Below are 23,341 nucleotides of genomic sequence, written 5' to 3' on the forward strand. Positions count from 1 at the left end.
GCCGATAAAATCTATATTTGCATCCGCCCAAAGCGGATCAAGGTGGAAATAGACATCCCCCCCGGTCTGATAGCCGAAATATTCAGTCCAATCGGCGGCATAGGAAATCTTGGTGTTCGGCCCCAGAATGCTGCGCACATCGGCGGCAAGCTGGCGCAAGGCCGCCACCGCCGGAAAACTACCAGCGGCCCCGCGAATCTGGGTCAAACCCCGCATTTCAGAGCCGATGCAAAACGCATCAACCCCACCGGCCGCAACGCAAAGATGGGCATAATGCAGAATGAAGCGCCGGTAGCGCCACTCTGCCGGGCCTGAATAGGTGACTCCATTGCCCGAAACCGTGAAATCCGACACAGCGGCGGTTCCAAAAAACGCGGCAACCTCACTTTCAGCCGCTGCGCTTTGATCCGGGCTTGCCGCACGGCCGGGCGCCGCAGATAGGGTGATCCGCCCACGCCAAGGCAGTTTGGGCTGTGTCAATGCGTCGGAATAAGGGTCCGGCAAGCTGTTTCCATCCAACTGATCCATCAGGATAAACGGATAGAACATGACCTCTTGGCCACCAGTGCGCAGGGCTGTTATCGCCTCAATCACCGAGGCATCGGACGGAGTGCCCCCATAAATCGACCGCCCGGCGTTTTGTGCAATCACACTGGCTTGCCCCCGCGCAATGCCCCCAGCCCGCCATTGCATCCCGGTCGCATCCTGAGTGGCCTGTTCAACCTTTGGCTGGATCGAACACTCTGCACAGCGCAAATCACTGCCAAACCAGGATACAATCAGCGAAACAGAGGTTACATTCGGCAACTCTCCGCGCAATTGCCCCAGCGCTGTCGCAAAATCGCTTTTGCCAGAGGCCGAATTCACATTCGCGCTACGGCTTAAACCCGGCCCGTCATTGTAATGCAACGCAGTTGTGGCCAGGGTATATTCGCCCGTACCTGGCATCATCGCAACCGCCCGCACAGCGCGCGTCAAATCGGTTGTCGTATCCGCATATTGCCCCTGTGCTGGACGCATCACCTCAAACGTCATTTGCGGCACACGGTTCCCAAAACGCGCAAGGTCAAGATCTTCGATCACCGCATAGGCAATGCCACGATAGGCCGGGGCATTGCCCGCCCCTTCGACCGCCTCGATCTTTGGGTCGGGCAACTGATGCTCTGTGCCGCTGTAGACGCGCAGGTTGATTGACTCCGGGTTGATTTCCACCCCATCCGCCCAAACCCTGCCGATGGTCGATATTTCACCTTCGCACAGCGCGACCGCAAAGCTGACGCTGTAGGAATAGGTATGGGTGGTCAATTTTGGCTGCCGAGGCGCCCCCTTGCCACCGCCTTGCGTCTGCGTAGTTGACGTCTCTTCGAAACGGGTGGCCCATATGATATGTCCTGCGGTGCGCATACGCCCGTAAATCTGCGGCACGGCTGCGCCCTCTGATGCGCCCGTCAGGCGAAACCGCTCAATTCGCCCGGTTTCCACTGTCTCCGACCCCGCGCCCATCAGGCGCTGGTCAATAATCCGCCCCAAAGTCGCCCCCACAGCGCGCCCGATAACGGCACCAGACAGGCCCAGAACCGTACCGCCAAACCCGGCGCCTGCAGCGGCACCTACAGCTGATAGCAGAATCGTCGCCATTCACAGCACTCCTTGTGGTAATTCAAACCGCGCAACCACGCGTCGCGCCCACGGCTCTGACAGCGGGCTTTCAATGACACCATGCCCGGTATAGGCATGGATAAAGCTAGGCGCAGGGCCAAGTTGCCCCGCGATTCCAAGGTGCTTGGCAACGCTTCCCGCCCGCATCCGAAACAGCAAAACATCCCCCGGCGCTTCGGCCCCAGCGGCAACCGGCCGCAACCATCGCTGCGCCGTGCGCAACAAAACCTCATCGCGCCCCGGCTCAGACCAATCGGCGGTATAGGCAGGTGCGCGTTCCGGTTCGGGCCCCAGCACCGCCCTCCAGACACCGCGCAACAAACCAAGACAGTCTGTTCCAGCGCCTTTGCAACTGGCCTGATGCACATAAGCGGTGCCGATCCAGCTCCGCGCCTCGGCAACGATACGGCTTTGATGTGGGGTCATCGCACCAGGCTCCCACCGTTGTTTTGCTGCGAAGATGTTGGATAAGAGGTCAGCCAGTCTTCGCCCGGAATATCTGGAAATCCCCGAAAGTTCAGAAAATTCGCAAACTTCAGGCGGCAGGTTTCGTCGCGCTTGTCACAGCCCGCCTCCAGACGAACCAAATCACCCGGCTGCAGTTTCGGGCCAATATCCTGCCATAGTTCGACCTTGCGCCCGGCTTCAAAAACCCGATCGTTCTTGATGATCCCGATCACCCCTTCGCCGCTGCCGGACAGCACGACAAGACGCCCCTTTTCAAACCAGCGATCCTCAAAGCCAGCAAGGCTGGCAAAGCCCAAGATGCGATTGTCCGAAATCGTCTCGATCGCAATCTCCACCGCGAACCCCGGCTGCGACAGGTCAAACCCACATTTCGCATCGCCCAGAACCGCAGGACAACTGCGCTGAAATGCGCGGCCCTGTGGTTGGTTCAACGCTTCGGTCAACCCGCGCAGTTCCGCCTGAAAGGCCCCCCCCGCGCGTGTGATCTCGCCAATCGTGCCGCGAAATGCCACGATACGCTCTTCGGGATTGGCCCAGTTCAGCTGCCACCCCGTCAGGATCGCGCCATCAAAACGGCCAGCCAGAATATCGGCCTCGCTCACCGCAAGATCCGACAGGGCCCCGGCGGCCTCAGTATTATCAACCGAAAGCCCCGTTGTTTGTTGCAAGGCCCGCGCCGTCAAACCCGAATTGGCCTTATAGGTCTGGCCGCCAAAGGAAAGATCGGCATCATGGTCAGTAAACCCGAACCACACGCCATCCTTGCGCAAGATTTCCCAGGCATGGCAAACGGTGGTCGTGCCCGATGCCAGATGCGCATATAGCCCCTGTGCCCGCGCCATCAAACCCGTAGCTCCATCACGGGAACGCTTGGCACTTCGCCCGCCTTGAATGACGCAACCGAAGTCTGAATCCGGTCAGTATCAAACCGCACCGGAACATCAAATTCAAACCCGGCCGTAATCCGTACCCCCGGATCGGGTGGCGTCGGAAACACAATCTCGCCCGTGGTTGTGTCAACCGAGAATTCAAGCAACTCGACCTTTGGATCACCCGCAATCGCCACCAAAACCGTACCCAGAACCGGCTTCACAATCGGGCGCGTATAGCTTTGCTCTCCGGATTCGTAAGTTTTGGACAGCGAAAACGTCAGGCGCGCACCATCGCCACGCCCGATAAGCTGGTCCACAGCCGAAGGCAGCTTTGACGGCAGGCAAGACTTGAAATCCGACCAATCCTTCCATCGAAAGCCAAACAACTGGCCACGGCGGGCCTCATAAAACGCGATCAGCGCCTCGACATCATCAAGACTGCGCAGGCTGACACCCGCGTCATACCGCCGGCGCGAATGGGCCCAGGGCGTGTTGCGTTCTTCAAACCCATTGGCCAGCGTCACGATCTCGGTGCGCCGCTCAGGCCCACCGAACGACCCAAAGCTCAAGGATGCCGGAAACCGTATTTCATGAAAGCCCATAATCCGTCCTTACCTGTTCCGTTGCCCACGCCCCAGCGCGCGTGACGCCTGCGCCGCGATCTGACTTTGAGAGCGCTGAAAGCCCGCGACATCGGGGGTGGATATATTCATCACCACCGTCACCGCACGCCCACCGCCCGCCGCTTGCACACCCAGCCGCCCATCCGCACCGCGCGCCAGCGGCATGATCGCCTCTGGCCCCGCCTCACCCATCAGGCCCATGCCGCCACGCATCGGAAAGTTGGTGGGCTGCGCCACAACGCCGCCCTTTGCAAAGGGCATCACCCGGCCTTGCGAGAAACTCGCGCCATCGGCAAAGGGCATCAGCCCGCCCAAAAGCGAGTTCATACCGTTTGCCACCAGGCCACCCAGCGCGTTCTGTACCGGCTTCATCGCCACCGAATAGACCGTGTCCATCATGGTCTGGGCCACGCCGCGCAACGCATCTGACAGCTTCACACCGTCGAACACCAACCCGTCAAAGGCCCTTCGCAAACCGCCTCCTATGCTGGTCGACAGGGTATTCACCTCGCGCCCGGTGAACACCAGGCTCTCACGCATCCGCGACAGCTCCCCCTCGAAGGCGCCCACCATGCCACCCGCACCATCAAGCGAGACTTCCAGCGCCGCAATCTGATCTTCTAAACCCGATATATCAGCCAATTTTCGGCTCCTTCTTCACATCTGGAAAGGCACGCGCCAGCTCATCAAGGCGCGTGCGGGTCAATGGGCCGGCACCCGGCTGCACGCCCAGCTTGATGCGCAACTCTACCGGCGTCAGCCGCCAGAATGCCTCTGGCTGCATCCCCAGCCCGTGCAGGCCCACCTGCATCAGCGCGGCCCAATCAATCCCGGTCACGTTTCACCCGGCGTGGAAAACGCCCGCGCCAGCAACTCGGCCGCCGCCCGTGCCGCCTCAATCGGGCCACCGCCAATTTCAACAGTGCGCAGGTCCGCCGCGCTGCCTTGCCAACCGCCGCCGCGCAGCCCGGCCACCAGCAAGGCCAGCACATCGCGCGTTGAAAACCGCCCGGCCTCAAACCTTTCCACCAATTCAATCAGGGAACCGGTTTCCAGCACCGCCTCCAACTCGGCCAGCGCCCCCAGCGTCAGCTTGGCCACATGGCGCGTGCCATCCAGGCTAACCGCTACTTCGCCAGCCCATGGGTTCGCCATCCCCGCCCCCACCTTCACAACGCCACAAAGGTCAGCGCACCAGCCGAGGCCAGGGTCATTTCATAGGTCGCCTCGCCGTTATGGCTGCCCGCATATTCAATGGATGAAAGCTGAAACGCCCCCTCGACCACGCCAAAATCCGGGATGATCACCTGAAACAACGGGATTTCACCGTCAAAGAAAATCTGGCGCGCCCTTTCATCCGTGCTGGCATCACGAAACACACCAGAGCCCGAGATAGAGGCCGTCTTCACCCCAGCCCCCGCCAGCAATTCACGCCACCCCCCCCTGGCTTTCCAGGCTCGTCACATCCACCGTTTCGGCGTTGAAACTGATCCGCGTGGCGCGCAGCCCCGCAATCGTTTCAAAGCTACCGTCGCCGACCATATCCAGTTTGATCAACAGGTCCTTGCCGTTCTGAACAGCCATCGCACATCTCCATTTGCAAAAGTCACGCCCCTTGGGGGCACAAAGCGTCAGTCTTCGACCCGTGCCCGAAAGCTCAGGTCAATCCGGCGGGTGCCGCCCTCATCCAGCCGCACCGCCTTGGCCCGCAAAAACCGCAGACCTACCAAATGCCCCCGCGTCAAAGCCATAGGCGCGTCAATCAGCGCGTCCGATACCGCAACCGCCACATCCTTTGCCGCCTTGAAGCCCGCAAAGTCACTGATCACCGCAACCGTCAGCCGATGCTCGGCCCCACCGCCGCTTTTGTCCGATTGATCCAGCACATCTTCCGGCCCAATCAGCACAAACGTCCCCGTGCCCCCCCCCCGAGGGCATCGCATCGACCACGGGCACGCCAACCAACGCCGGGGTTGATGTCAGGCGCGTGTAAATAGCAGCCTGAAGCGCTGCCGCCGCCCCATAACTCATGTCGGGATCTCCTCTCGCACAAAGCACACAAGATAGCGTGCGGCCTCATCGCGCTCGGTCACCGCCAGAATGGTGAACACCCGCGATCCATCACAAAACCGTTGCCCCACCTTAGGGCGCGATGCCGCCCCCTGTGGCGCCCCCCGCACCGTAATGCGGTACGGCACAGTAGAAAGAACCACCTCCTCGCCCGCGGTGTCGCGCCCGGTTCCGGGCAATACCTCTGCCCAAAGCGTACCAATCGCGGCCCATGTCAGGGTAATGCCCCCCATTCCATCAGAATTTTCAACCGCCTGTTCCAACACCAGGGCACGGGACAGATGGACCGCCTTCATGCGCCTGCCCCGCCAAGCACGCGCACCGTGCGCCACCGTTCAATCAACGCAACCACGCCAAAGGGCAGGCCGGCATCAGCGCGCAAGCCACCCTCATGCCGGCGCTCATAATATTCTGCCGACAACATCAGAACTGCCTGCGCCAGATCGGCGGGCACATCAACCCAGGCCGGGCCAAACCCGGCAACAAACTCAATCTCGATCCCGCCACCCATTGGCACCTGCGGCAGCATGAATCCGGCCGCCTGCACACGGGGCCGGTGCATATCTTGAACCAAACGATACAATGCCGCCGGAACCGTCTGCGCATTGCCGTCACGGTCCAGAAGCGAAATCTGCTCAATGCTGGCAACCGGCGCGACCGGCAGCGCCTGCTCGCCACCTGCTCGCCAATCCTCCAGACTCCACTTGAACAAGCGCGCAATCAGAACTTTACCGATGCGCCCCTCGATCACCGCCATCGCGGCCCGCAAATAGCTTTCAATCAAGCCATCCTGCATCCCGTCATCGGCAAACCCGGTGCCTAGCCGCAGATGGTTTTTCAGCGCCTGCACTGGCAAGGCCAGCGTGGGAACCGTTGTTTGCTCGATCAACATCATTCCATTCTCCGATATTACCAACGCTCAAAGACAAAACTTGGGCGCACACCCCGCATCGCTCGGTCGGGAGGGAGCAGCTAGACGACCCGGGTCAGGGCCAAACCCCAGTGCGCGCCCAAAACCCGACCCCGATCAGGGGGGCGGGCCTTCGCGCATGCCGGTCAGGACACGGCGAATTTCAGCAGTTTGATCGCAGCAAAGTCGGAAACATCACCGCCCACGCGCTTGGTAGCGTAGAACAGAACATGCGGCTTGGCGCTGAAGGGGTCACGCATCACGCGCAGATCCGGGCGCTCTGCAATGGTATAGCCGCTCGCAAAATCGCCAAAGGCAATCGCATAGGCATTGGCGGCGATATCCGGCATATCCTCGCAAATCAGCACCCCATAGCCCATCAACCGCGCCGGCTCGCCCGCCGAAAGACCGTCCGACCAAAGAAAGCGCCCATCGGCATCTTTCATCTTGCGCACGGCCCCCGCGGTTTTGGAGTTCATGACAAAGGTGCCATTGGCGCGGTAAGTCGCCGACAAGGAATACACCAGGTTGATAATCGCATCCGCTGCGTTGCTGGCCGCAAAATCACCCGCAGCACCGGTCGCCACATAGCCAAGGCTGCCCCAGGCCCAGGACGCATTCGCCACCTTTGCCGGCAACAAGAACCCTTTGGGTTTGTCCACACCATCGCCAGATACAAACGCCGCCGATTCCGCACGGATAAACCGGGTCGCAATCTTGCCGGCAAGCCAACCTTCCACGTCAAAGGCGCTATCATCCAGCAAACGCTGGCTTGCCTTTGGCATCGCTGACAATTCGTGCAAGCGGATGGAAATGCGCTCGATCGTGGGCGAGGCGGTTTCAAGCTGCGCACCCAATTCAGTTGCCCAGCCGCTGCCAACTTCAGTGCGATCAATCAGGACATCAAAGCTGGACGATTCCACATTCACCACATTGGCAATCGCCCGGATCGACGAGGTCGAAACCAGCATCGACTTGATCGTATCTGCGGTCTGCGGGTCCACAAGGAAACCGCCATCGCCATTCACCGCCGTATTCAGCGCCTTGCCTTCCAGCACCAGGCCGCGCAGCCCGTCATCATCACCGCTGCGCAGATAGGCGTCAAACGCCTTGATATGTGGCACATTCACCTCGGCCTGCGCCGAAAGCGCGGGGCGTCCGTAAGTCATTGTTTTGCGATCAAGCATGGTCATACGCTCTTCCTGTTGTTTCAACGCTGTCTTCACTTCGGCCCGAAAGCCGCTGAATTCTTTCAAAAATCCGGTCATGGCGGTTTTCACTTCCGCACCCGGATGCAGGGCCGTTTCGGGGGCGCTAGGGATAACTTCCCCGGCCCGAGCCTTTGTCTCGGTCATCATCATTTCCTTCTTGGGTTTCAGTCGTGAAAGGCCGCGCTAGCGGTCGGCCAACTCCCGGCGCGCCTCGTCAAAAAGTTGCGCCATACTGTGCCAGTCTTCATCCGGCGCATCGGCTTTGGCCGCCACCCGCGCCTCGGCAAGCATCGGAAAGGTCACCAAAGACACCTCCCAAAGCTCCAGTTCCGACAAAAGCCGTTGGCCCTTGCCATCCTTCTCGGCGCGCAAGGTGCGATAGCCGATGGAAAGCCCATCAATCGCACCCGCCGCCAACAGGGCCGCCGCCTCGCGCCCCTTGCCCACATCGGTCAAAATGCGGCCCTTGACATAAAGACCGGTCGCATCCTCATGCACCTCATCCCACACGCCAATCGGCTGTGACGGGTCATGCTGCCATAGCATTTTCACCCGGCGCCCTGCCTTTGCCAGTGCCTTCAGGCTAATGGCATAAGCGCCTTTTTGCACCACGTCGCCCCCCTGATCCCGCTTTCCGAACAGGCTGGCATAGCCCTCAACCGCTGCCCCATCGGTTACAATCAACCCCGCCTCAGGGGCTTGATACTTGCGCTCGGGCGCGCCGTGATTATCCATATTTCCCATTATTTCACCTCATCGCTGCCTTCAGCACCGCCTCGGCCCCCTGCGCCAGCAGAAAGGCCGCAACCCCATAAACGCCCAACCAGATCCGCCGCTCCAACCGCTCCAGCGTGCCTTCAATCTGTCCAAGCCTGTATTCCAGCCCTGACCAGCGTTGCTCGGCCACCCGTTCATTCGCCTCTATCCGCGCTTGCGCCGCGTCAAAACTGTCATACAGATAGCGCGAACCGCCGGCCTCTTTGCCCCGCAGGCTCATTCATCCACCACCAAAACAGGCAACCCCAGAATTGTCCGTTTTTCTGCCGGGGTCAGAAAATCTGCCGCCCCCACGCGCGCCCATTGCTGGTCACGTTCCGATGCCAGGGCATGAACCTGATCCAGGTCGGGCTTCAGTTCCACTTCCTCGCCGCTGAAGCTCGACAACCAATGCGACAGGTTCGCCGTAACCTTGGTTACCAGTGGCAGCACCGTAAGCCGAAAAAAGGCGCGATTTGCTTCTTGATAATTGGCATAGGTCGCGTCGCCCGGTATCCCCAGCAGCATCGGAGGCACCCCAAAGGCAATTGCAATTTCTCGCGCAGCAGCCTCTTTGGTTTTCTGGAATTCCATGTCCGAAGGGCTGAACCCCATTGGCTTCCAATCCAGCCCACCTTCCAGCAACATCGGCCGCCCTGCATTGCGCGCGCCCTGATGATGTGAGGCCATTTCATTCAGCAGGCGGTCGTATTGGTCGTTGGAAAGCTGCGATTGCCCATCCGCACCCTTGTACACAAAGGCGCCGCTGGGTCTTGCCGCATTATCCAGCAGCGCCTTGGACCAGTGCGAAGCCGCAACATGCACATCCAGCGCCACTGCCGCCGCTTGCATCGGTGAAAACCCATAATGGTCATCTTGCGGATGAAAGTTGCGAATATGGCAAATGGGGTTTAACCCGCCCGTCATATCAAAGCGGTGCTTGCGGTTGCCAACCGTATAGTCATAGGCCACCGGCCAGCCATCCGCCCCCGGCACCAGGCTCATCCGGTCTGATCGCAGCACATGCAACTCGCCCGGCAGCACCTCGGCCCCCTGTACCGCCTCGATATAGGCGTTGCCCGACAGCAAAAGCTGGCCATAAAGCGCCTCGAACAGCTCGGCACGCCCCTGCAACGGGTTGGGCCGCCGCATCAGCGTCAGCAAAGGATGCACCTCAAACCGCCGCTCGCAGTCTTGCAAGACCAGTGGCATCGAGGCCGCCGTCTCCGCAATCAGCTTGACCGCACGAAACCCGATCGGATTGCCAAGAAAGCCCGTCTTGGTCAAGCTGACCGTATCGCGCGGGCTCCATGCCACCCGCCCCGAGCTGGAGTAGTTGATCACCGGCCCGCTGGCCGACGCCTTTTGTTCCGGCACCGCAACCTCACTGCGTTTCAGGAAATCGAAAACCATCTGGGTCAGCTCCTTTTGTCGTTTTCTGGGTCCGAACGCTTGGCCCCGTCCGGGGCGCCCTTGCCCCTCGGCTTGAAACCAAATCTGAACCTATTTGATTAAAAAGCGTTAAAGTGGGCGAACGGTGGGGCGTTGCCATGTGGCCGAAGCATCCAGAATCAAATCCGTCAGCGCCCAGACCAGCGCATCCACACGGTCGGGGCTGCCCTTGCCCTGATAGCCCGTTGCCGTCATCAGACACATCTGGTCCTCCAGCTTGCCAAGATTGGGCAAATGCAGCACCCGGCCTTGCTCATACAGCGCCGCCACAGGCTCGGCCCGCACCGTCTTGCCCCGCGTCGCCCGCACCGCGCGATACGCCACCAAAGGGTCAATCTGGCGCATGATGCTTTCCACCATATCGCCGCCCTGGTTCACCTCGGCCACCACGCGGTCGGCCTGATGGCGTTCTTTGGCGCCAATCACCGCCCGCGCCCAGGTATCGGGCGAGGCGGATTTGACGCTGGCATCCTCCAGAACATAGGCGCGCCAAGTCTGTGGCGGCCCCTCCGTCACCGCCCCCACCACCAGGATTCCGCATTCGTCCGAACCCGCATGCCCTGTTACCGGCGGGTCCACCGCCACCACGACCCGGCTCAGGGCTGGCGCACGCTCCACCCGCCCGGCTTCCAGCCGCGTCAGGGACCACATCGCGCCCTCGGCTTCCTCCAGCAGCACGCCCTCCATTTCCTGCCGCCCCATCGCAGTCCCGGCATAGCGCCGCTCGACCTCTTCCAGAAAAGACGCCGCCAGATTGGCACGGTTGGCTTGCGTTGGCGCATGGGTCGAAACCGTAGACGGGTTTTTCAGCACCGCTTTCAACACCTCCACATTCTTCGGCGTTGTCGTCACCACCTGCTGCGGATGCGCGCCCAGCCGCAGCGCAAATTGCAGCATGTCCCAGGTGTTCTGTGCGTTTGGCCACTTCGCCAATTCATCCACCCAGGCTGCATCAAATTGCGGGCCACGCAGCTTTTCGGGGTTATGCGCGGAATAGACCATTGCCGTAGCCCCGTTGTCCCAGACCAAGCGCTCTCGTCCCGCCTCCCATTTCGGGCGGCGGTCGGGGGGCGAGCAGGCCAATATCCCGCTATCGCCGAACACCATCACATCGCGCACCTGATCGACGGTTTCGCCCACCAGCGCGACCCGGCTCGCCAGTCCCGGATCACCGGGCAACGCGCCCTCGACCTGGGCGCGCACCCATTCCGCCCCGGCGCGGGTTTTCCCTGCCCCGCGCCCCCCCATGATCACCCAGCTTTTCCAGGCCCCCTCGGGGGGCAACTGGTGCGGCAAGGCCCAAAACTCAAACATCCATGGCAAGGACAGCAGCGCATTGTCACTTAATCCCGCCAAAAATTCACTCACCACCTCCGGCGTCGCGGAGGCGAGCCAACCTGCGCCCGATTTCATCACGCGCGGCGTCAAGGTCGAGGATATCTTCCCCGATGACACCAACAGTTTCTTTACGGAGTTTTTCAATTTTGGTCCTTTCATCCATAACCAGTTGGAAGGCCGCTTTCAAATCGCGGGCCGCTTGCAATGCTGCCTTGGCATCGCCCGTCGTCCCCGATTTTGCCGCCTTCACCGCCCGCGCCAGCCCTAAGCCAGCATCGCGAAACATCTCTTCCGTGGCCTCCAGCAATTCTGCCATCTGCCCGTCTGCCCCTAGGAAATTCACTGTCATTGGTTTTATGCACATGCCTTTCTCGCTGCCCGTACGAGCGACATGAAAAAGCGGCACCGGGGTCACCCCCGGGCCGCTTGCCCACGTCTTCTAGCATGTCACAAGTCATACCGCAGACCGTGCGGCAAGTCAAGTTATTTCAATTGTAAATCAAGGCGTTAGCAGGACTTACCGTTCACATTGCGTTAACGAAACAACTCAATTACCCTGCACACCGCCCTCGGCCGCCTTGCCTTGTTCGGCTTCGATTGCCCGCCATTTCACCACATTGGCGTTATGCTCTTCCAGTGTTTCCGCAAAGGCATGGCCGCCCGATCCATCGGCCACAAAGAAGATGAACGGCGTGTCATCGGGGTGCAGCGCGGCCTCAATGCTCAACCGGCCGGGGTTGGCAATCGGTGTCGGCGGCAGGCCGGTAATAACATAGGTGTTATAGGGGGTTTCGCGCTGCAACTCCGATTGCCGCAATCCGCGTCCCAAAATGCCCTCCCCCTTGGTCACGCCATAAATCACCGTCGGGTCGGTCTGCAGCTTCATATCCTTGCGCAAACGGTTCACGAAGACGCTGGCCACCTGTTTGCGCTCTTCGGGTATTCCGGTTTCTTTTTCAACAATCGAGGCCATGATCAACGCCGCCTCTGGCGTATCATAAGGCAGACCATCGGCCCGATCCGCCCACAGCTCTGCTAAAATTTTGGCCTGTTTTTCTTGCATCAAAGCCACCAGTGCCGCACGATCGCCGCCGCGCGTCACCTCATAGCTATCGGGCGCAAGGCTGCCCTCCGGCGGTTTTTCGGCTATTGTCCCGTCCAGAAACTCGGCCCGGCGCAGCATTTCTACCACCTGCCACGCCGTCACCCCTTCGGCCAGTGTCACCCGGTAGCGCAGATCCTTGTCATCCACCGCATCCACATAGGCTTGCGGTGCTGCGTCTGCGGTCGGGTCAAAGGATACCACTTCAACATAGCGGTTTGTTGCCGCGTCCAGCTCGCGCAAAATCACATCAGCCGATGCAATCCCGATCCGAAAGTTCACCTCGCGCCCACAGGTCGATTGCCCGCCTGCTGTCACGATTTCCAGAACCTGCGCCATCGACGCGCCGGCTGGCACCAAATAGCTGCCAAACTTCAAGTCCCGGCCCTGGCCGGAATAATCCGCACCAATCCGAAAAATCCGCGCGTCAGAAATCACGCCATTGGTTTCCAAAGTTCTGCTTACCGAGGAAAGCGATGCCCCCCGATCCACTTTGACACAGACCGCATCAACCAAAGGCCCAGGCCCAGAATACTCCTGGCGCCCCCAAGCCAACAACCCCGAGGCCAAGACAAGTAAGACAATGAACAATGTCAACGCGTTGGACGCAATAGCCTTCCACATTATGCGCGCACCTTCCCCATGATCAGGCTGGCATTCGTGCCCCCAAAGCCGAAAGAGTTGGACAGCGCCACGTCAATTTTCCGTGCCACCGCCTTGTTCGCTGCCAAATCCAGCTTTGGCGCAACAGCCGGATTATCCAGGTTGATCGTCGGCGGTGCCACTTGGTCACGAATCGCCAAAATACAGAAAATCGCCTCAACCGCGCCCGCAGCTCCCAGCAAATGGCCGATTGCCGATTTGGTGGATGACATCGTAATCCCCGCGGCCGCATCGCCCATAAGCCGCTCTACCGCGCCCAATTCGATCGTATCGGCCATCGTGCTTGTGCCATGCGCGTTGATATAATCAATATCGCCCGGCGTCAGCCCAGCGCGCTTGATCGCCATCGCCATGCTGCGATAGCCGCCATCACCATCCTCGCTTGGTGCGGTAATATGATAGGCATCGCCCGAAAGCCCGTATCCCAAGACTTCGGCATAAATCCTTGCGCCACGCGCCTTGGCATGTTCGTATTCCTCCAGCACCACAACACCCGCGCCTTCGCCCATGACAAACCCGTCCCGATCCGTATCATACGGCCGGGATGCTTTGGTCGGGTCATCGGCGCGCTTGGTGGACAGCGCCTTGCAGGCATTGAAGCCGGCAATGCCAATCTCTGAAATCGGGCTTTCGGCACCGCCGGCCACCATCACATCGGCATCATCAAACGCGATCATGCGTGCGGCATCCCCGATTGCATGCGCCCCCGTCGAACAGGCTGTCACCACCGCATGGTTCGGCCCCTTAAAGCCAAAGCGAATTGAAACCTGCCCAGACACCAGATTGATCAGCGCGCCCGGAATAAAGAACGGGCTGACCCGCTTGGCCCCACGGTCCTTGATCAACACTGCCGTTTCCGCAATCGACGACAAGCCACCAATGCCCGAACCGATCATCACACCGGTGCGGCATTTCTGGTCTTCGGTCTGCGGCTCCCAACCGGAATCACGCACCGCCTGCACCGCCGCCGTCATGCCATAGAGGATAAAATCATCAACCTTGCGACGATCCTTCGGCTCCATCCAGTCATCTGGGTTAAAGGTGCCATCCGTGCCATCACCCAAGGGAATTTCACACGCATATTGCGTAATCACACCCGAAGGGTCAAAGCGCGTGATCGGCCCTGCCCCCGACTCTCCGGCAATCAGCCGTTTCCAGGTTTCCTCCACCCCGCACGCCAGCGGCGTTACCATCCCAAGTCCCGTGACAACCACTCGACGCATCGCAAATTCCTTCTCTCCCCTCGTATGATTTCACGAGGCTCCTACCTTTTGAATTCCTGATACACGCAGGGCGGCCCCGGCGCAACAATCCCGCCGGGGCCTTCACCACATCGGCTTGATCTGGCCAATGAAAAAGGGCGCCCTCCACGGACGCCCTTTCAAAACCACTCTCGGTCAATCCGTCGTTCAGACGGCGCCCGAGATGAACTTTACCGCATCGCCAAAGGTCTGAATGGTCTCGGCGGCGTCATCCGGAATCTCGATCCCGAACTCTTCTTCAAACGCCATGACCAATTCAACGGTATCAAGGCTGTCCGCGCCCAGATCGTCAATGAACGAGGCATTTTCAATTACCTTGTCCTCTTCGACGCCCAGATGCTCGACGACGATCTTCTTTACGCGGTCAGCGATGTCGCTCATGTTAATTCCTCATGCAGTGACGGGACAGACGTCCCCTATCTTTTTCTCATGCTCAAAAGAGCGGCTCATCCCGATGACACTCGGGAAACCAAAGCGATTTTGACGTTCTGGCCTAGTCAGCGCCGCCTATAGCACAGTCCAAGGCATTGGCAAACGCTTTTGGTTGGTCGGATTTAGGCGCTTTCGCCTCCCCAAATCAAGGGGGCAGGTGCAAAACCGCACGAATTCCGCACCGCCCCCCCGTATTTCCCTGTAAACAGACCCAAGGGTCTGCCTCAGATCATCGCCATCCCACCATTCACATGCAATGTGCTCCCGGTCACATAGCCGGCCTCTGTGCTGGCCAGATACAGCACGGCCGCCGCAATCTCGCCCGCCTCGCCCATCCGACCGGCTGGCACCTGAGTCAAAATCTTGCCCTTCTGGTCATCGGTCAGCTTTTCAGTCATTGCGGTTGTAATAAACCCCGGCGCTACGCAATTCACCGTAATGCCCCGACTCGCCACTTCATAGGCCAGGCTTTTCGACATGCCCACCATACCCGCCTTGCTGGCCGCATAGTTTGCCTGCCCCGGATTGCCCGTCGCACCGACGACCGAAGATATATTCACGATCCGCCCCCAACGCGCCTTCATCATCCCGCGCAAAACACCGCGGCAAAGCCGGAACGTCGAGGTCAGATTGACCTCCAGCACATCAGCCCATTCCTCATCCGACATCCGCATGAACAAATTATCCCGCGTGATTCCGGCATTGTTCACCAACACATCCACCGATCCCATCGCCACAGCGGCCGCTTTCGGCAAGGCCTCTACCGAGGCTGCGTCCGACAGATTGCACGTCATTACATGGGCGCGACTGCCCAACTCCGCCGCCAGCGCCTCCAAAGGCTCCGCTCGCGTGCCCGACAAGGCAACCGTCGCCCCCGCTTTATGCAACATGCGCGCAACATCGCCGCCAATACCACCCGAAGCGCCCGTGATCAGCGCATTCTTACCCGTCAGATCAAACATTCCAAATCCTCATTTTTTTCCTGACGCCTCTGCGTCCTGTCCAGAACCGCGCCCAGGTTTCCTTCCCTGCGCCATCCAGCTTTCTGTTCGGCAAAACTATCCTCGGGGGGTGTCACTTTGCCGTGCAAAGTGACTTCGGGGGGCAGACAGCCCCCCGCGCTGGCCAAATACGCCCCCCCTCACCCCTTCAGCGCCACAATATCCTCTGGCGCAGCCACATTGCGCTGCACCGTATCGCGCTCGATGCGCTTGATCATCCCTGATAGCGCCTTGCCCGCACCAACTTCCCAAAACTCGGTCACACCCGCCCGCCTCAGCCACGCTACTGAGTCGCGCCAGCGCACTTCGCCGGTGACCTGCGCGACCAGCAGCGCGCGCATCCGCTCGGCCTCTTGCACGGCTTCGGCCCGCACATTCACCACGACCGGCACCGAAGGGGTACGAATGACAACCGCCGCCAAAGCCTCGGCCATCGCCGCCGCCGCAGGCTCCATCAGCGCGCAATGGAACGGCGCGCTCACCGGCAGCATAAGCGCCCGTTTGGCCCCCCTTGCCTTGGCAATGGCACAGGCCCGCTCTACCGCTGCTTTATGGCCCGAAATCACCACCTGTCCGGGGTCGTTGTCATTGGCCAGCTCGCAGACGTCACCTTCGGCAGCCTCGGCGGCCAGCGCAACCACCGCGTCATAATCCAGCCCCAGCACAGCCGCCATCGCCCCCACGCCCACAGGCACCGCCGCTTGCATCGCCAGCCCGCGAATCCGCAACAACCGTGCCGTATCGGCCAGATCAAGCGCCCCCGCCGCACAAAGCGCCGAATATTCGCCCAGACTGTGCCCCGCGACAAACGCCACATGCGCCATCCCCAGCCCTTCGGCTTCCAGCGCCGCCAGCGCCGCCATGGAAGTCGCCATGATCGCAGGCTGCGCGTTCTGCGTCAGGGTCAGGTCTTCAATATCCCCCTCCCAGATCAGCGCCGACAGCTTTTCCCCAAGCGCCTCATCCACCGCGTCAAACACCGCCCGCGCGGCAGGATAGGCCTCGGCCAACGCACGCCCCATCCCGATAGTCTGCGACCCCTGACCCGGGAAAACGAAAGCTCTGTTCATACTTCCTCCGAAACTGTTGCTCGCCCAAGGAATAGCCCAGCGCCGCCGCCTTCGCAATCTTTCGCACAAAACCCGCCCCCCCCCACCCCGCACAAACCCACGACATACACACCCCGCACACCCCCACCGCACAGCCTTTGTGCATGTGCGACAGTTCCACCCGGCGCCCAAGGCCGCTAGACAGCCCCAGAACCGCTAAAGCGTTTCGGGAAATACTTGATACACCGCCAATCACCCCTGCCCCGAAAGCGCGCAGCGCAGCAGGGTATTGGCGATTCAAGTTTTTTGTCGAAGCGCTTTAGCCCCCAAAACTTTTCACCCGGACCCCATATGCCCCTGCACAACACCGCCCAACGCTTCGGCAGCGCCACCCGCGCCCTTCACTGGCTTACCGCCCTGCTTATCCTTGGCGCCATTCCGCTCGGCATGATCGCCAATGGCATGGCCTATGATACCTCCGAGGCATTGGCACAAAAGGCGCAACTGTTTTCCCTGCACAAAACCCTCGGGGTTGCCGCCTTTGCCGTGGCGCTTCTGCGCATCCTCTGGGCCTTTGGCCAAACCCACCCGGCGCCTTTGCACCCTGACCGGCGGATCGAGACCAGGCTTGCCGCCGCAATCCACTGGCTGCTCTATATTTCCTTGCTCGCGGTGCCACTGTCTGGCTGGGTCCATCACGCCGCCACCTCCGGCTTTGCGCCAATTCTGTGGCCGCCGTTTCTGGGGCTTGGCCAGGACCTGCCGCTGGTGCCAAAATCCGAGTCCATCGCCCAGATCGCAGCCGCGCTGCACTGGGTCTTTACCAAACTGCTGATCGCCGCGATCCTGTTGCATATTATCGGCGCGCTAAAACATCATGTCATCGACAAAGATGCCACCCTGCGCCGCATGCTTTCGGGCGCCACAGCCCCCGACGTGCCAAGCACCGGCAAGGCCCAGCTTCTGCCTATCGTCGCCGCTTTTCTGATCTATGCCATCGGGGCAGGTATCGCCATCAGCCTTACCAGCACCGCCCGCCAGGCCCCGCCCACCGCGCCCCAAATCACCCAAACCGGCGGCAACTGGCAGGTGCAAAGCGGCACGCTTGCCATAACCGTCCAGCAACTCGGCTCCGCGGTCACGGGCCAATTTGCCGCCTGGCAGGCCGAGATCCGCTTTGACGAAGCTGCGCCGGTACAAGACATGGGCAGCGTGACCGTCACAATCGACACCACCAGCCTCAGCCTCGGCTCGGTGTCCGATCAGGCCAAAGGCCCAGATTTCCTGAATACCGCCACCCATGCAAACGCCATCTTCACCGCCAGGATTTCGGGCGCTGATATCGGCGCTGACACGGGCACCTACACCGCCACAGGCACGCTCAGCCTTGCAGGGGCCGAAATTCCCCTCTCTTTGCCCTTCACGCTGCAAATCACCGGCGACACCGCGATAATGCAAGGCCAAACCACCCTCGACCGCCGCGATGCCAACATCGGCCAGAAGTACCCTGATGAGGCAAGCGTCGGCTTTTCCGTCGGTATCAACGTGGCCCTTACAGCCCTGCGCACAACACCCTGACCCGGCTGGATATCAAAAAGGGGCGCAAAGGTTTTCCCTTGCGCCCCTCTTGGTCTTCAGCCCGTCGCAGGCGCTTATTCGGCCTTCATCGCCTCAATCGAGATCACAACATTCACCTCATCCGAGATGAAGGGCGCAAACTGGCCCAAGCCGTATTCCGACCTGACCAGTGTCGTCGTGGCATTGAACCCGGCCCAGGGCTTGCCCTCCATCGGGTGGTCGCCTGCCTGATTCAAAACCGCGTCCAGCACCACCGATTTGGTCACACCGTTCAACTCCAGATCGCCGGTAATCTTGGCGGTCTTCTCGCCCGTCACCTCAATTCCAGTCGAGGCAAAAGTCACCATCTCATTCTCTGCCGCACCAAAGAATTCCGGCGTCATGAAATGTTCAAACCGCGCTTCCCAGCCGGTCAGCATCGTGCGCACGGCAAAGGCCACCGTCACGCTCGACGCGGCCGGGTTTTCCGCATCAAACAAAATCTCGCCATCGAATCCCGAAAACATTGCGTGAGTGGTGGAATACCCCAGATGCTGGTAATCGAACACAATCTGGCTATGGCTCGGGTCCAGCACATATTTCACCGGCTCGGCATGGGCGACAGCAGTGGCCGCAGCAAAGGCAAGGCCCGCAAGGGCAAACGTAGATTTCATTATACTCTCCAATTGGTTAAACAAGGCGCAGAGTGGCAGCGGCTGCCCCTGCGATCATGTCTGCTGCCTAGCCCATCGCAGCCCCCCTGCGCTAGCGCGCAAAAATCCACAGGGTCTGACCGGTGCCGCACATCACGGTTTCGTTTGCCCTTCCGCAGATTGATTACGGCTTGTGCAGCGCATCCCAGCCGCTACTGTGGCATGAACCCAGAAAAAGGCCGCCCCGCGTATGAGCTTGCACGTCTTCGGCGCCGTCCTTGTCGCAGCCTTGCTGCACGCAAGCTGGAACGCCATGGTCAAAGGCGCGCGCGACAAACAGCTCAACATGATCGCGGTTGTCATCGGGCATATGCCACTGGCGCTTGTGGCGCTGCTCTTCTCTCCCCTGCCAGCCTTGGCCAGCCTGCCTTATCTGCTTGTCGGCATGGCGCTGCATTTCGGCTATCAACTGTTTCTGATCCGCGCCTATCATGCCGGCGATCTCAGCCAGATTTACCCCATTGCCCGCGGCTCTGCGCCGATGCTGGTCGCTGCCATATCCGTCCTCTTCCTCGGCGTGCCCCTGCACCCGTTCGAGGTGGCTGCCGTGCTCACCATCGGTATCGGCATCCTGTCCATGGCGCTGGTGCGCAAGGCTGACGGCCAGCGCAACCCGCAAGGCGCAAAGCTGGCGCTGATAACAGGCGGCTTCATCGCCGCCTATTCGCTGGTTGATGGGATGGGTGCGCGGCTTGCAGGCTCGGCGTTGGGGTTCTTTGGCTGGCTTGCGCTCGGCAATGCCGGTTTGATGGTCGCCCTGGTCGCCGCCCGCGCGCCGCATCAGTTTCGCGCGCTGCACACCAGCGGCAAGCGCGTTTTTCTGATCGGCGGCTCCGCCAGCTTTGCCGCCTATGCCATCGTCATCTGGGCCTTTACCCAGGCCCCGATCGCGCTTGTCACCGCGCTGCGCGAAACTTCAATCATCTTTGCCCTGCTGATCGGCGTGTTTTTCCTGCGCGAAAAACTCGATCTTGGCAAAGTCATTTCCACCACCCTCACCCTGCTCGGCGTGGCCCTGCTGCGGCTGGCAAAATAACCCCGCGCCCGCTATCCGCGCCCTTTTCCTTTTGCGTCACACATTCCGCCCGGCACAACACCAAAGCCAAACTCCCGCCCCCCAACTTCATCTTGGCAAAAACACCTCAGGGAAATAGGCCACAAGGCCAAGGGGGCAGCGCCCCCACACCTTACCAAAAGCCTCGCGCGTCAGCGCTCCTTTTCACAACTCGCTTGCACCCCGGCCCTTCCCCAGCTATACGCGCCCGATCTTGCCGCATCTATCTTTTGATCCGGTGCAGCCTCTCGTGGTCGGGACGCGGCAAGGTGGTGACCCCGACCTATGAAATGCACCACAAGTAAATGAACGGAGACAGCATGCCGCTATACGAGCATGTCATGATCGCGCGTCAGGATCTTTCCAACACGCAGGCCGAAGGGCTCATCGAACACTTCTCCACAGTACTCGCAGACAATGGTGGTAAAGTTGTCGAGCACGAGTATTGGGGCGTCAAGACGATGGCCTACAAGATCAACAAAAACCGCAAGGGCCACTACGCCTTTCTGCGCTCGGATGCCCCGGCCCCCGCAGTTCAGGAAATGGAACGCCTGATGCGTTTGCATGATGACGTGATGCGCATCCTGACCATCAAGGTCGACGCGCATGACGAAGGCCCGTCCGTCCAGATGCAAAAACGTGACGACCGCGAACGTGGTGACCGTGGCGACCGTGGCGGTGACCGCCCCGATCGTGGTGACCGCGGCGACCGGCCGCGTCGTTGATCTCTGGCATAGGAAAGGACCATTCAAATGGCGAATAAACCCTTCTTCCGTCGCCGCAAGGTCTGCCCGTTCTCGGGCGACAATGCACCGGCGATTGACTACAAAGACACACGCCTTTTGCAGCGCTACGTATCCGAGCGCGGCAAGATCGTGCCCTCGCGTATCACCGCCGTTTCGGCAAAAAAGCAGCGTGAGCTGGCCCGTGCAATCAAGCGCGCCCGCTTCCTCGCCCTGCTCCCCTATGCTGTGAAATAAGGAGCACCAGACATGAAAGTGATCCTTCTTCAACGCGTGGCCAAGCTGGGCCAAATGGGCGAAATCGTTTCCGTAAAGCAAGGCTTTGCCCGCAACTTCCTGTTGCCGCAAGGCAAGGCGTTGCGCGCCAACGACAGCAATATCAAGTCGTTCGAGGCCCGCAAAGCACAGCTGGAAGCCCAGAACCTTGAGACCAAAAAAGAGGCCGATGCAATCGCAGCGACTCTCGATGGTCAGATCTTCGTCATTATCCGTTCCGCCTCCGATGCGGGCGCGCTTTACGGCTCTGTCACCACCCGTGACGCAGCCGATGCCGCGACCGAAGCCGGCTTTACGGTTGATCGTGGTCAGGTTGTTCTGGATCGTCCGATCAAGGAACTGGGCCTGCACACCGTATCGGTCGTGCTGCACCCGGAAGTGACCGCCAAGTTCACCATCAACGTAGCGCGCTCCTCTGATGAGGCTGAACTGCAAGCCGCTGGCAAATCCATTCAGGAATTGGCAGCCGAAGCAGAAGCCGCGGCAGAGTTCGAAATCGCCGAATTGTTCGACGAAATGGGCGCTGCAAATGAAGATGGCGAGGATATGGGCCGCGACTAAGCCGCCCTGTCTTGCAAAAAAAACAAACCGCGCAGGCTTGCCCTTGCGCGGTTTTTTCATGGGCTCTGCCCCGCAGCGTTTCGACTTTGACCTGAAACACAGCCCATCACATAACACGATGAAATCTTTGATTTCATGCCGCCATATATGGACCCGGCGCAAGCCAAAACGCTTGGAACATTTGGGAAACGGCTTGATACATCGTTGATCCCCGGTGCCCCAAACACGCGTAGCGCCGCAAGGCCCTGGCGGTTCGGGTTTTTTGCCGAAACAGCCTAAAGATTGCTTCCCTTGTACCGGCACCCAAAGCGGTGCTGAATCTCGGCGTCCACCGCTTTCAACTGGCTTTTCATCTCTGCCTTCAGCGGCTCCAGATCAGCCAGTATCTCTTTGGAACCGCGATTGGGAATCATGGCCTGCGCCATGGCTTTGGCTGTTGCCTCGGCGATGCGCATCATTTTCGGTTCAAAATAGGCATGTGCAAGCCGCGCCCGGCTTTCCATATCCTCGCCACCGCCAAGGCCGTTACAGCGATAGACCATCAGATTTTTCTCATCCGCTGACTGATACGAAAACTCTTTGTGACCCGCGGAAAACAGCCCCATGGCCACCGCTCCGATCCCAAGACAGACGGCAAAGCCAATCATCACTAGCCTTTTCACAAGACAAAACTCCCCTTTGCTGGCATTGGACGACACAGGGCAACCCAAAGGCTAAGCGCTTTGATCTGGTCGCGACATGCCGCCTATAGCGGCCCGAATCGTTCGGCCACCCTTGCTGCATGTTGGGCCACGGGCATTTTTCCACGGCTCCAGCTTGCCAGCATATCGGCCCAGGACACCGCCAGAAATGCGACCTCATCACCCTCGACGCTTTCCCCAAACAAATCAGTATCGGCGCGATGGGCGGCTATTCTTGTGGGATCCACCGGGCGGCCATTGGCAAAACTGGTTGGCTCGGCATAAAGATACAGCAAGACCGGGCGCAATTGCCGCCGCTGCCCTTCGCTGCGCAAACCATAGGCGTGTTTCACCAGTTGCACATCATCAAGGCAGCTGAACCGCCGCGCGCCATTGGCATGTGTGCGGCGGATACGGGTATAGCCTTCCATCTTCTCGCCCCAGACTTTGCGATCATAGCTTTCAGCAAAGCTGCTGGCTTTGGCAGGCCGAAAGGGCTCATAGCGTTTGGATTCGATGCCGACCAAATAACGGTCGGTTTCAATCGCCACATCCAGCCAGGGGTGTTTGCCCCCCGCCCAAGGAAACCGCATCTCTACCTCCAGCGCCACAGATTTGGCTTGCCCAAGCCCGCCCGGAAGCATCGGCAACATTTTGGGCCGGTCCAAAAACCAGCCAAACGCATTGGCCACCAAGGCCGACGAGGAATCAGGGCTGTCAAACTTGCCCGATTTCAGCTCATTCCCCGGCGCTTTGCCAAGTGCGGCCAGAATCAGGTCGGTGGGCAGATCGGGAAGAAAGTCTGGCATGGGTTTGGGCCTTTGCTACGGCAGGTATATGTGTGGATGCAGGTCAATACTGGGTAAACGAACCAGATCAGAATACTTTA

The 23,341-nt window shown here is 60.1% G+C and carries 28 protein-coding genes and 2 pseudogenes; 5 read left to right on the top strand and 25 right to left on the bottom strand.

Annotated features, from left to right (window positions below; all coding sequences use genetic code 11):
* From VDP61_RS07205 to fabD, 22 genes and pseudogenes are all read right to left on the bottom strand, one after another.
* The coding region (locus VDP61_RS07205; protein WP_323006270.1) for a baseplate multidomain protein megatron at positions 1-1,638 on the bottom strand (1,638 nt) is incomplete at its 3' end.
* Complete coding sequence (locus VDP61_RS07210) at positions 1,639-2,085, bottom strand: peptidase (RefSeq protein WP_323006271.1); 447 nt, start codon at positions 2,083-2,085, stop codon at positions 1,639-1,641.
* A complete protein-coding gene (locus VDP61_RS07215; RefSeq protein WP_323006272.1) occupies positions 2,082-2,969 on the bottom strand; it encodes a DUF2163 domain-containing protein in 888 nt (295 codons plus the stop codon). The genes VDP61_RS07210 and VDP61_RS07215 overlap by 4 nt, the downstream gene beginning before the upstream one ends.
* On the bottom strand, positions 2,969-3,601 hold the full coding sequence (locus VDP61_RS07220) for a DUF2460 domain-containing protein (RefSeq protein WP_323006273.1): 633 nt from the start codon (positions 3,599-3,601) through the stop codon (positions 2,969-2,971). The genes VDP61_RS07215 and VDP61_RS07220 overlap by 1 nt, the downstream gene beginning before the upstream one ends.
* A 9-nt stretch (positions 3,602-3,610) precedes the next feature.
* On the bottom strand, positions 3,611-4,264 hold the full coding sequence (locus VDP61_RS07225; protein WP_323006274.1) for a phage tail tape measure protein: 654 nt from the start codon (positions 4,262-4,264) through the stop codon (positions 3,611-3,613).
* Positions 4,257-4,460 carry a rcc01693 family protein gene (locus VDP61_RS07230; protein WP_323006275.1) on the bottom strand — a complete coding sequence of 68 codons (204 nt, stop codon included), beginning with the start codon at positions 4,458-4,460 and terminating at the stop codon, positions 4,257-4,259. The genes VDP61_RS07225 and VDP61_RS07230 overlap by 8 nt, the downstream gene beginning before the upstream one ends.
* The gene (locus tag VDP61_RS07235; protein WP_323006276.1) at positions 4,457-4,777 is read right to left on the bottom strand and encodes a gene transfer agent family protein; all 321 of its coding nucleotides are present in this window, start codon (positions 4,775-4,777) and stop codon (positions 4,457-4,459) included. The genes VDP61_RS07230 and VDP61_RS07235 overlap by 4 nt, the downstream gene beginning before the upstream one ends.
* 14 nt (positions 4,778-4,791) lie before the next feature.
* A pseudogene (locus tag VDP61_RS07240) lies at positions 4,792-5,206 on the bottom strand (phage major tail protein, TP901-1 family).
* A gap of 47 nt (positions 5,207-5,253) precedes the next feature.
* Positions 5,254-5,653: pseudogene (locus tag VDP61_RS07245) on the bottom strand (DUF3168 domain-containing protein).
* On the bottom strand, positions 5,650-5,988 hold the full coding sequence (locus tag VDP61_RS07250) for a head-tail adaptor protein (protein ID WP_323006277.1): 339 nt from the start codon (positions 5,986-5,988) through the stop codon (positions 5,650-5,652). The pseudogene VDP61_RS07245 and the gene VDP61_RS07250 overlap by 4 nt, the downstream one beginning before the upstream one ends.
* A complete protein-coding gene (locus VDP61_RS07255; protein WP_323006278.1) occupies positions 5,985-6,587 on the bottom strand; it encodes a head-tail connector protein in 603 nt (200 codons plus the stop codon). The genes VDP61_RS07250 and VDP61_RS07255 overlap by 4 nt, the downstream gene beginning before the upstream one ends.
* Before the next feature lie 161 nt (positions 6,588-6,748).
* The gene (locus tag VDP61_RS07260) at positions 6,749-7,957 is read right to left on the bottom strand and encodes a phage major capsid protein (RefSeq protein ID WP_323006279.1); all 1,209 of its coding nucleotides are present in this window, start codon (positions 7,955-7,957) and stop codon (positions 6,749-6,751) included.
* Positions 7,958-7,996: 39 nt separating this feature from the next.
* Positions 7,997-8,548, bottom strand: coding sequence for an HK97 family phage prohead protease (locus VDP61_RS07265; protein WP_323006404.1), 552 nt, complete (start codon positions 8,546-8,548; stop codon positions 7,997-7,999).
* 13 nt (positions 8,549-8,561) lie between these two features.
* On the bottom strand, positions 8,562-8,810 hold the full coding sequence (locus VDP61_RS07270) for a GTA head formation protein, RCAP_rcc01685 family (RefSeq protein WP_323006280.1): 249 nt from the start codon (positions 8,808-8,810) through the stop codon (positions 8,562-8,564).
* Positions 8,807-9,982: a phage portal protein gene (locus VDP61_RS07275; RefSeq protein WP_323006281.1), complete on the bottom strand. Its 1,176-nt coding sequence runs from the start codon at positions 9,980-9,982 to the stop codon at positions 8,807-8,809. Before VDP61_RS07275 ends, VDP61_RS07270 begins: the two co-directional genes overlap by 4 nt.
* Before the next feature lie 108 nt (positions 9,983-10,090).
* Positions 10,091-11,434, bottom strand: a complete 1,344-nt coding sequence (locus tag VDP61_RS07280) for a DNA-packaging protein (RefSeq protein WP_323006282.1) — start codon at positions 11,432-11,434, stop codon at positions 10,091-10,093.
* Complete coding sequence (locus tag VDP61_RS07285; RefSeq protein WP_323006283.1) at positions 11,382-11,675, bottom strand: hypothetical protein; 294 nt, start codon at positions 11,673-11,675, stop codon at positions 11,382-11,384. Before VDP61_RS07285 ends, VDP61_RS07280 begins: the two co-directional genes overlap by 53 nt.
* 231 nt (positions 11,676-11,906) lie before the next feature.
* Positions 11,907-13,085, bottom strand: coding sequence for an endolytic transglycosylase MltG (gene mltG / locus VDP61_RS07290; RefSeq protein ID WP_323006284.1), 1,179 nt, complete (start codon positions 13,083-13,085; stop codon positions 11,907-11,909).
* Positions 13,085-14,347, bottom strand: coding sequence for a beta-ketoacyl-ACP synthase II (fabF, locus tag VDP61_RS07295; protein ID WP_323006285.1), 1,263 nt, complete (start codon positions 14,345-14,347; stop codon positions 13,085-13,087). The genes mltG and fabF overlap by 1 nt, the downstream gene beginning before the upstream one ends.
* 186 nt (positions 14,348-14,533) lie before the next feature.
* Complete coding sequence (locus VDP61_RS07300; RefSeq protein WP_323006286.1) at positions 14,534-14,767, bottom strand: acyl carrier protein; 234 nt, start codon at positions 14,765-14,767, stop codon at positions 14,534-14,536.
* Positions 14,768-15,042: 275 nt separating this feature from the next.
* Positions 15,043-15,780 carry a 3-oxoacyl-[acyl-carrier-protein] reductase gene (gene fabG, locus VDP61_RS07305; RefSeq protein ID WP_323006287.1) on the bottom strand — a complete coding sequence of 246 codons (738 nt, stop codon included), beginning with the start codon at positions 15,778-15,780 and terminating at the stop codon, positions 15,043-15,045.
* A gap of 179 nt (positions 15,781-15,959) precedes the next feature.
* On the bottom strand, positions 15,960-16,889 hold the full coding sequence (gene fabD, locus VDP61_RS07310; protein ID WP_323006288.1) for an ACP S-malonyltransferase: 930 nt from the start codon (positions 16,887-16,889) through the stop codon (positions 15,960-15,962).
* A gap of 330 nt (positions 16,890-17,219) precedes the next feature.
* On the opposite strand from fabD, the gene VDP61_RS07315 reads away from it, so the two are divergent.
* Positions 17,220-18,446: a cytochrome b/b6 domain-containing protein gene (locus VDP61_RS07315; RefSeq protein ID WP_323006289.1), complete on the top strand. Its 1,227-nt coding sequence runs from the start codon at positions 17,220-17,222 to the stop codon at positions 18,444-18,446.
* A 74-nt stretch (positions 18,447-18,520) separates the two neighbouring features.
* Here the strand turns inward: VDP61_RS07315 and VDP61_RS07320 are convergent, their stop codons facing one another.
* Positions 18,521-19,099 carry a YceI family protein gene (locus VDP61_RS07320; protein ID WP_323006290.1) on the bottom strand — a complete coding sequence of 193 codons (579 nt, stop codon included), beginning with the start codon at positions 19,097-19,099 and terminating at the stop codon, positions 18,521-18,523.
* A 229-nt stretch (positions 19,100-19,328) separates the two neighbouring features.
* Between VDP61_RS07320 and VDP61_RS07325 the strand changes: the two genes are divergently transcribed.
* The 4 genes from VDP61_RS07325 to rplI all read left to right on the top strand — a co-directional run bounded on the left by VDP61_RS07325 (position 19,329) and on the right by rplI (position 21,772).
* Positions 19,329-20,174 carry an EamA family transporter gene (locus VDP61_RS07325; RefSeq protein WP_323006291.1) on the top strand — a complete coding sequence of 282 codons (846 nt, stop codon included), beginning with the start codon at positions 19,329-19,331 and terminating at the stop codon, positions 20,172-20,174.
* Positions 20,175-20,512: 338 nt separating this feature from the next.
* Complete coding sequence (gene rpsF / locus VDP61_RS07330) at positions 20,513-20,917, top strand: 30S ribosomal protein S6 (protein WP_323006292.1); 405 nt, start codon at positions 20,513-20,515, stop codon at positions 20,915-20,917.
* A gap of 27 nt (positions 20,918-20,944) precedes the next feature.
* Positions 20,945-21,172, top strand: a complete 228-nt coding sequence (rpsR, locus tag VDP61_RS07335; protein ID WP_022704737.1) for a 30S ribosomal protein S18 — start codon at positions 20,945-20,947, stop codon at positions 21,170-21,172.
* 12 nt (positions 21,173-21,184) lie between these two features.
* Positions 21,185-21,772 carry a 50S ribosomal protein L9 gene (rplI, locus tag VDP61_RS07340; protein WP_323006293.1) on the top strand — a complete coding sequence of 196 codons (588 nt, stop codon included), beginning with the start codon at positions 21,185-21,187 and terminating at the stop codon, positions 21,770-21,772.
* 275 nt (positions 21,773-22,047) lie between these two features.
* On the opposite strand, the gene VDP61_RS07345 is transcribed toward rplI, so the two are convergent.
* Complete coding sequence (locus tag VDP61_RS07345) at positions 22,048-22,419, bottom strand: hypothetical protein (protein ID WP_323006294.1); 372 nt, start codon at positions 22,417-22,419, stop codon at positions 22,048-22,050.
* A 98-nt stretch (positions 22,420-22,517) separates the two neighbouring features.
* Positions 22,518-23,261 (bottom strand): hypothetical protein, encoded by a 744-nt coding sequence (locus VDP61_RS07350; RefSeq protein WP_323006295.1) that lies wholly within the window; start codon positions 23,259-23,261, stop codon positions 22,518-22,520.
* Between the last annotated feature and the right edge of the window lie 80 nt (positions 23,262-23,341).

Origin of the sequence: Pseudorhodobacter sp. (assembly GCF_034675685.1) — a bacterium.
Taxonomy (GTDB): domain Bacteria; phylum Pseudomonadota; class Alphaproteobacteria; order Rhodobacterales; family Rhodobacteraceae; genus Pseudorhodobacter.

Excerpts from the sequence above, each read along its gene's own strand:
- VDP61_RS07210 (WP_323006271.1), bottom strand. The coding sequence starts at position 2,085 with ATGACCCCACATCAAAGCCGTATCGTTGCCGAGGCGCGGAGCTGGATC.
- VDP61_RS07215 (WP_323006272.1), bottom strand. The coding sequence starts at position 2,969 with ATGGCGCGGGCACAGGGGCTATATGCGCATCTGGCATCGGGCACGACC.
- VDP61_RS07220 (WP_323006273.1), bottom strand. The coding sequence starts at position 3,601 with ATGGGCTTTCATGAAATACGGTTTCCGGCATCCTTGAGCTTTGGGTCG.
- VDP61_RS07235 (WP_323006276.1), bottom strand. The coding sequence starts at position 4,777 with ATGGCGAACCCATGGGCTGGCGAAGTAGCGGTTAGCCTGGATGGCACG.
- VDP61_RS07250 (WP_323006277.1), bottom strand. The coding sequence starts at position 5,988 with ATGAAGGCGGTCCATCTGTCCCGTGCCCTGGTGTTGGAACAGGCGGTT.
- VDP61_RS07255 (WP_323006278.1), bottom strand. The coding sequence starts at position 6,587 with ATGATGTTGATCGAGCAAACAACGGTTCCCACGCTGGCCTTGCCAGTG.
- VDP61_RS07260 (WP_323006279.1), bottom strand. The coding sequence starts at position 7,957 with ATGACCGAGACAAAGGCTCGGGCCGGGGAAGTTATCCCTAGCGCCCCC.
- VDP61_RS07265 (WP_323006404.1), bottom strand. The coding sequence starts at position 8,548 with ATGGATAATCACGGCGCGCCCGAGCGCAAGTATCAAGCCCCTGAGGCG.
- VDP61_RS07270 (WP_323006280.1), bottom strand. The coding sequence starts at position 8,810 with ATGAGCCTGCGGGGCAAAGAGGCCGGCGGTTCGCGCTATCTGTATGAC.
- VDP61_RS07275 (WP_323006281.1), bottom strand. The coding sequence starts at position 9,982 with ATGGTTTTCGATTTCCTGAAACGCAGTGAGGTTGCGGTGCCGGAACAA.
- VDP61_RS07280 (WP_323006282.1), bottom strand. The coding sequence starts at position 11,434 with ATGAAATCGGGCGCAGGTTGGCTCGCCTCCGCGACGCCGGAGGTGGTG.
- VDP61_RS07285 (WP_323006283.1), bottom strand. The coding sequence starts at position 11,675 with ATGGCAGAATTGCTGGAGGCCACGGAAGAGATGTTTCGCGATGCTGGC.
- mltG (WP_323006284.1), bottom strand. The coding sequence starts at position 13,085 with ATGTGGAAGGCTATTGCGTCCAACGCGTTGACATTGTTCATTGTCTTA.
- fabF (WP_323006285.1), bottom strand. The coding sequence starts at position 14,347 with ATGCGTCGAGTGGTTGTCACGGGACTTGGGATGGTAACGCCGCTGGCG.
- VDP61_RS07300 (WP_323006286.1), bottom strand. The coding sequence starts at position 14,767 with ATGAGCGACATCGCTGACCGCGTAAAGAAGATCGTCGTCGAGCATCTG.
- fabG (WP_323006287.1), bottom strand. The coding sequence starts at position 15,780 with ATGTTTGATCTGACGGGTAAGAATGCGCTGATCACGGGCGCTTCGGGT.
- fabD (WP_323006288.1), bottom strand. The coding sequence starts at position 16,889 with ATGAACAGAGCTTTCGTTTTCCCGGGTCAGGGGTCGCAGACTATCGGG.
- VDP61_RS07315 (WP_323006289.1), top strand. The coding sequence starts at position 17,220 with ATGCCCCTGCACAACACCGCCCAACGCTTCGGCAGCGCCACCCGCGCC.
- VDP61_RS07320 (WP_323006290.1), bottom strand. The coding sequence starts at position 19,099 with ATGAAATCTACGTTTGCCCTTGCGGGCCTTGCCTTTGCTGCGGCCACT.
- VDP61_RS07325 (WP_323006291.1), top strand. The coding sequence starts at position 19,329 with ATGAGCTTGCACGTCTTCGGCGCCGTCCTTGTCGCAGCCTTGCTGCAC.
- rpsF (WP_323006292.1), top strand. The coding sequence starts at position 20,513 with ATGCCGCTATACGAGCATGTCATGATCGCGCGTCAGGATCTTTCCAAC.
- rpsR (WP_022704737.1), top strand. The coding sequence starts at position 20,945 with ATGGCGAATAAACCCTTCTTCCGTCGCCGCAAGGTCTGCCCGTTCTCG.
- rplI (WP_323006293.1), top strand. The coding sequence starts at position 21,185 with ATGAAAGTGATCCTTCTTCAACGCGTGGCCAAGCTGGGCCAAATGGGC.
- VDP61_RS07345 (WP_323006294.1), bottom strand. The coding sequence starts at position 22,419 with ATGATTGGCTTTGCCGTCTGTCTTGGGATCGGAGCGGTGGCCATGGGG.
- VDP61_RS07350 (WP_323006295.1), bottom strand. The coding sequence starts at position 23,261 with ATGCCAGACTTTCTTCCCGATCTGCCCACCGACCTGATTCTGGCCGCA.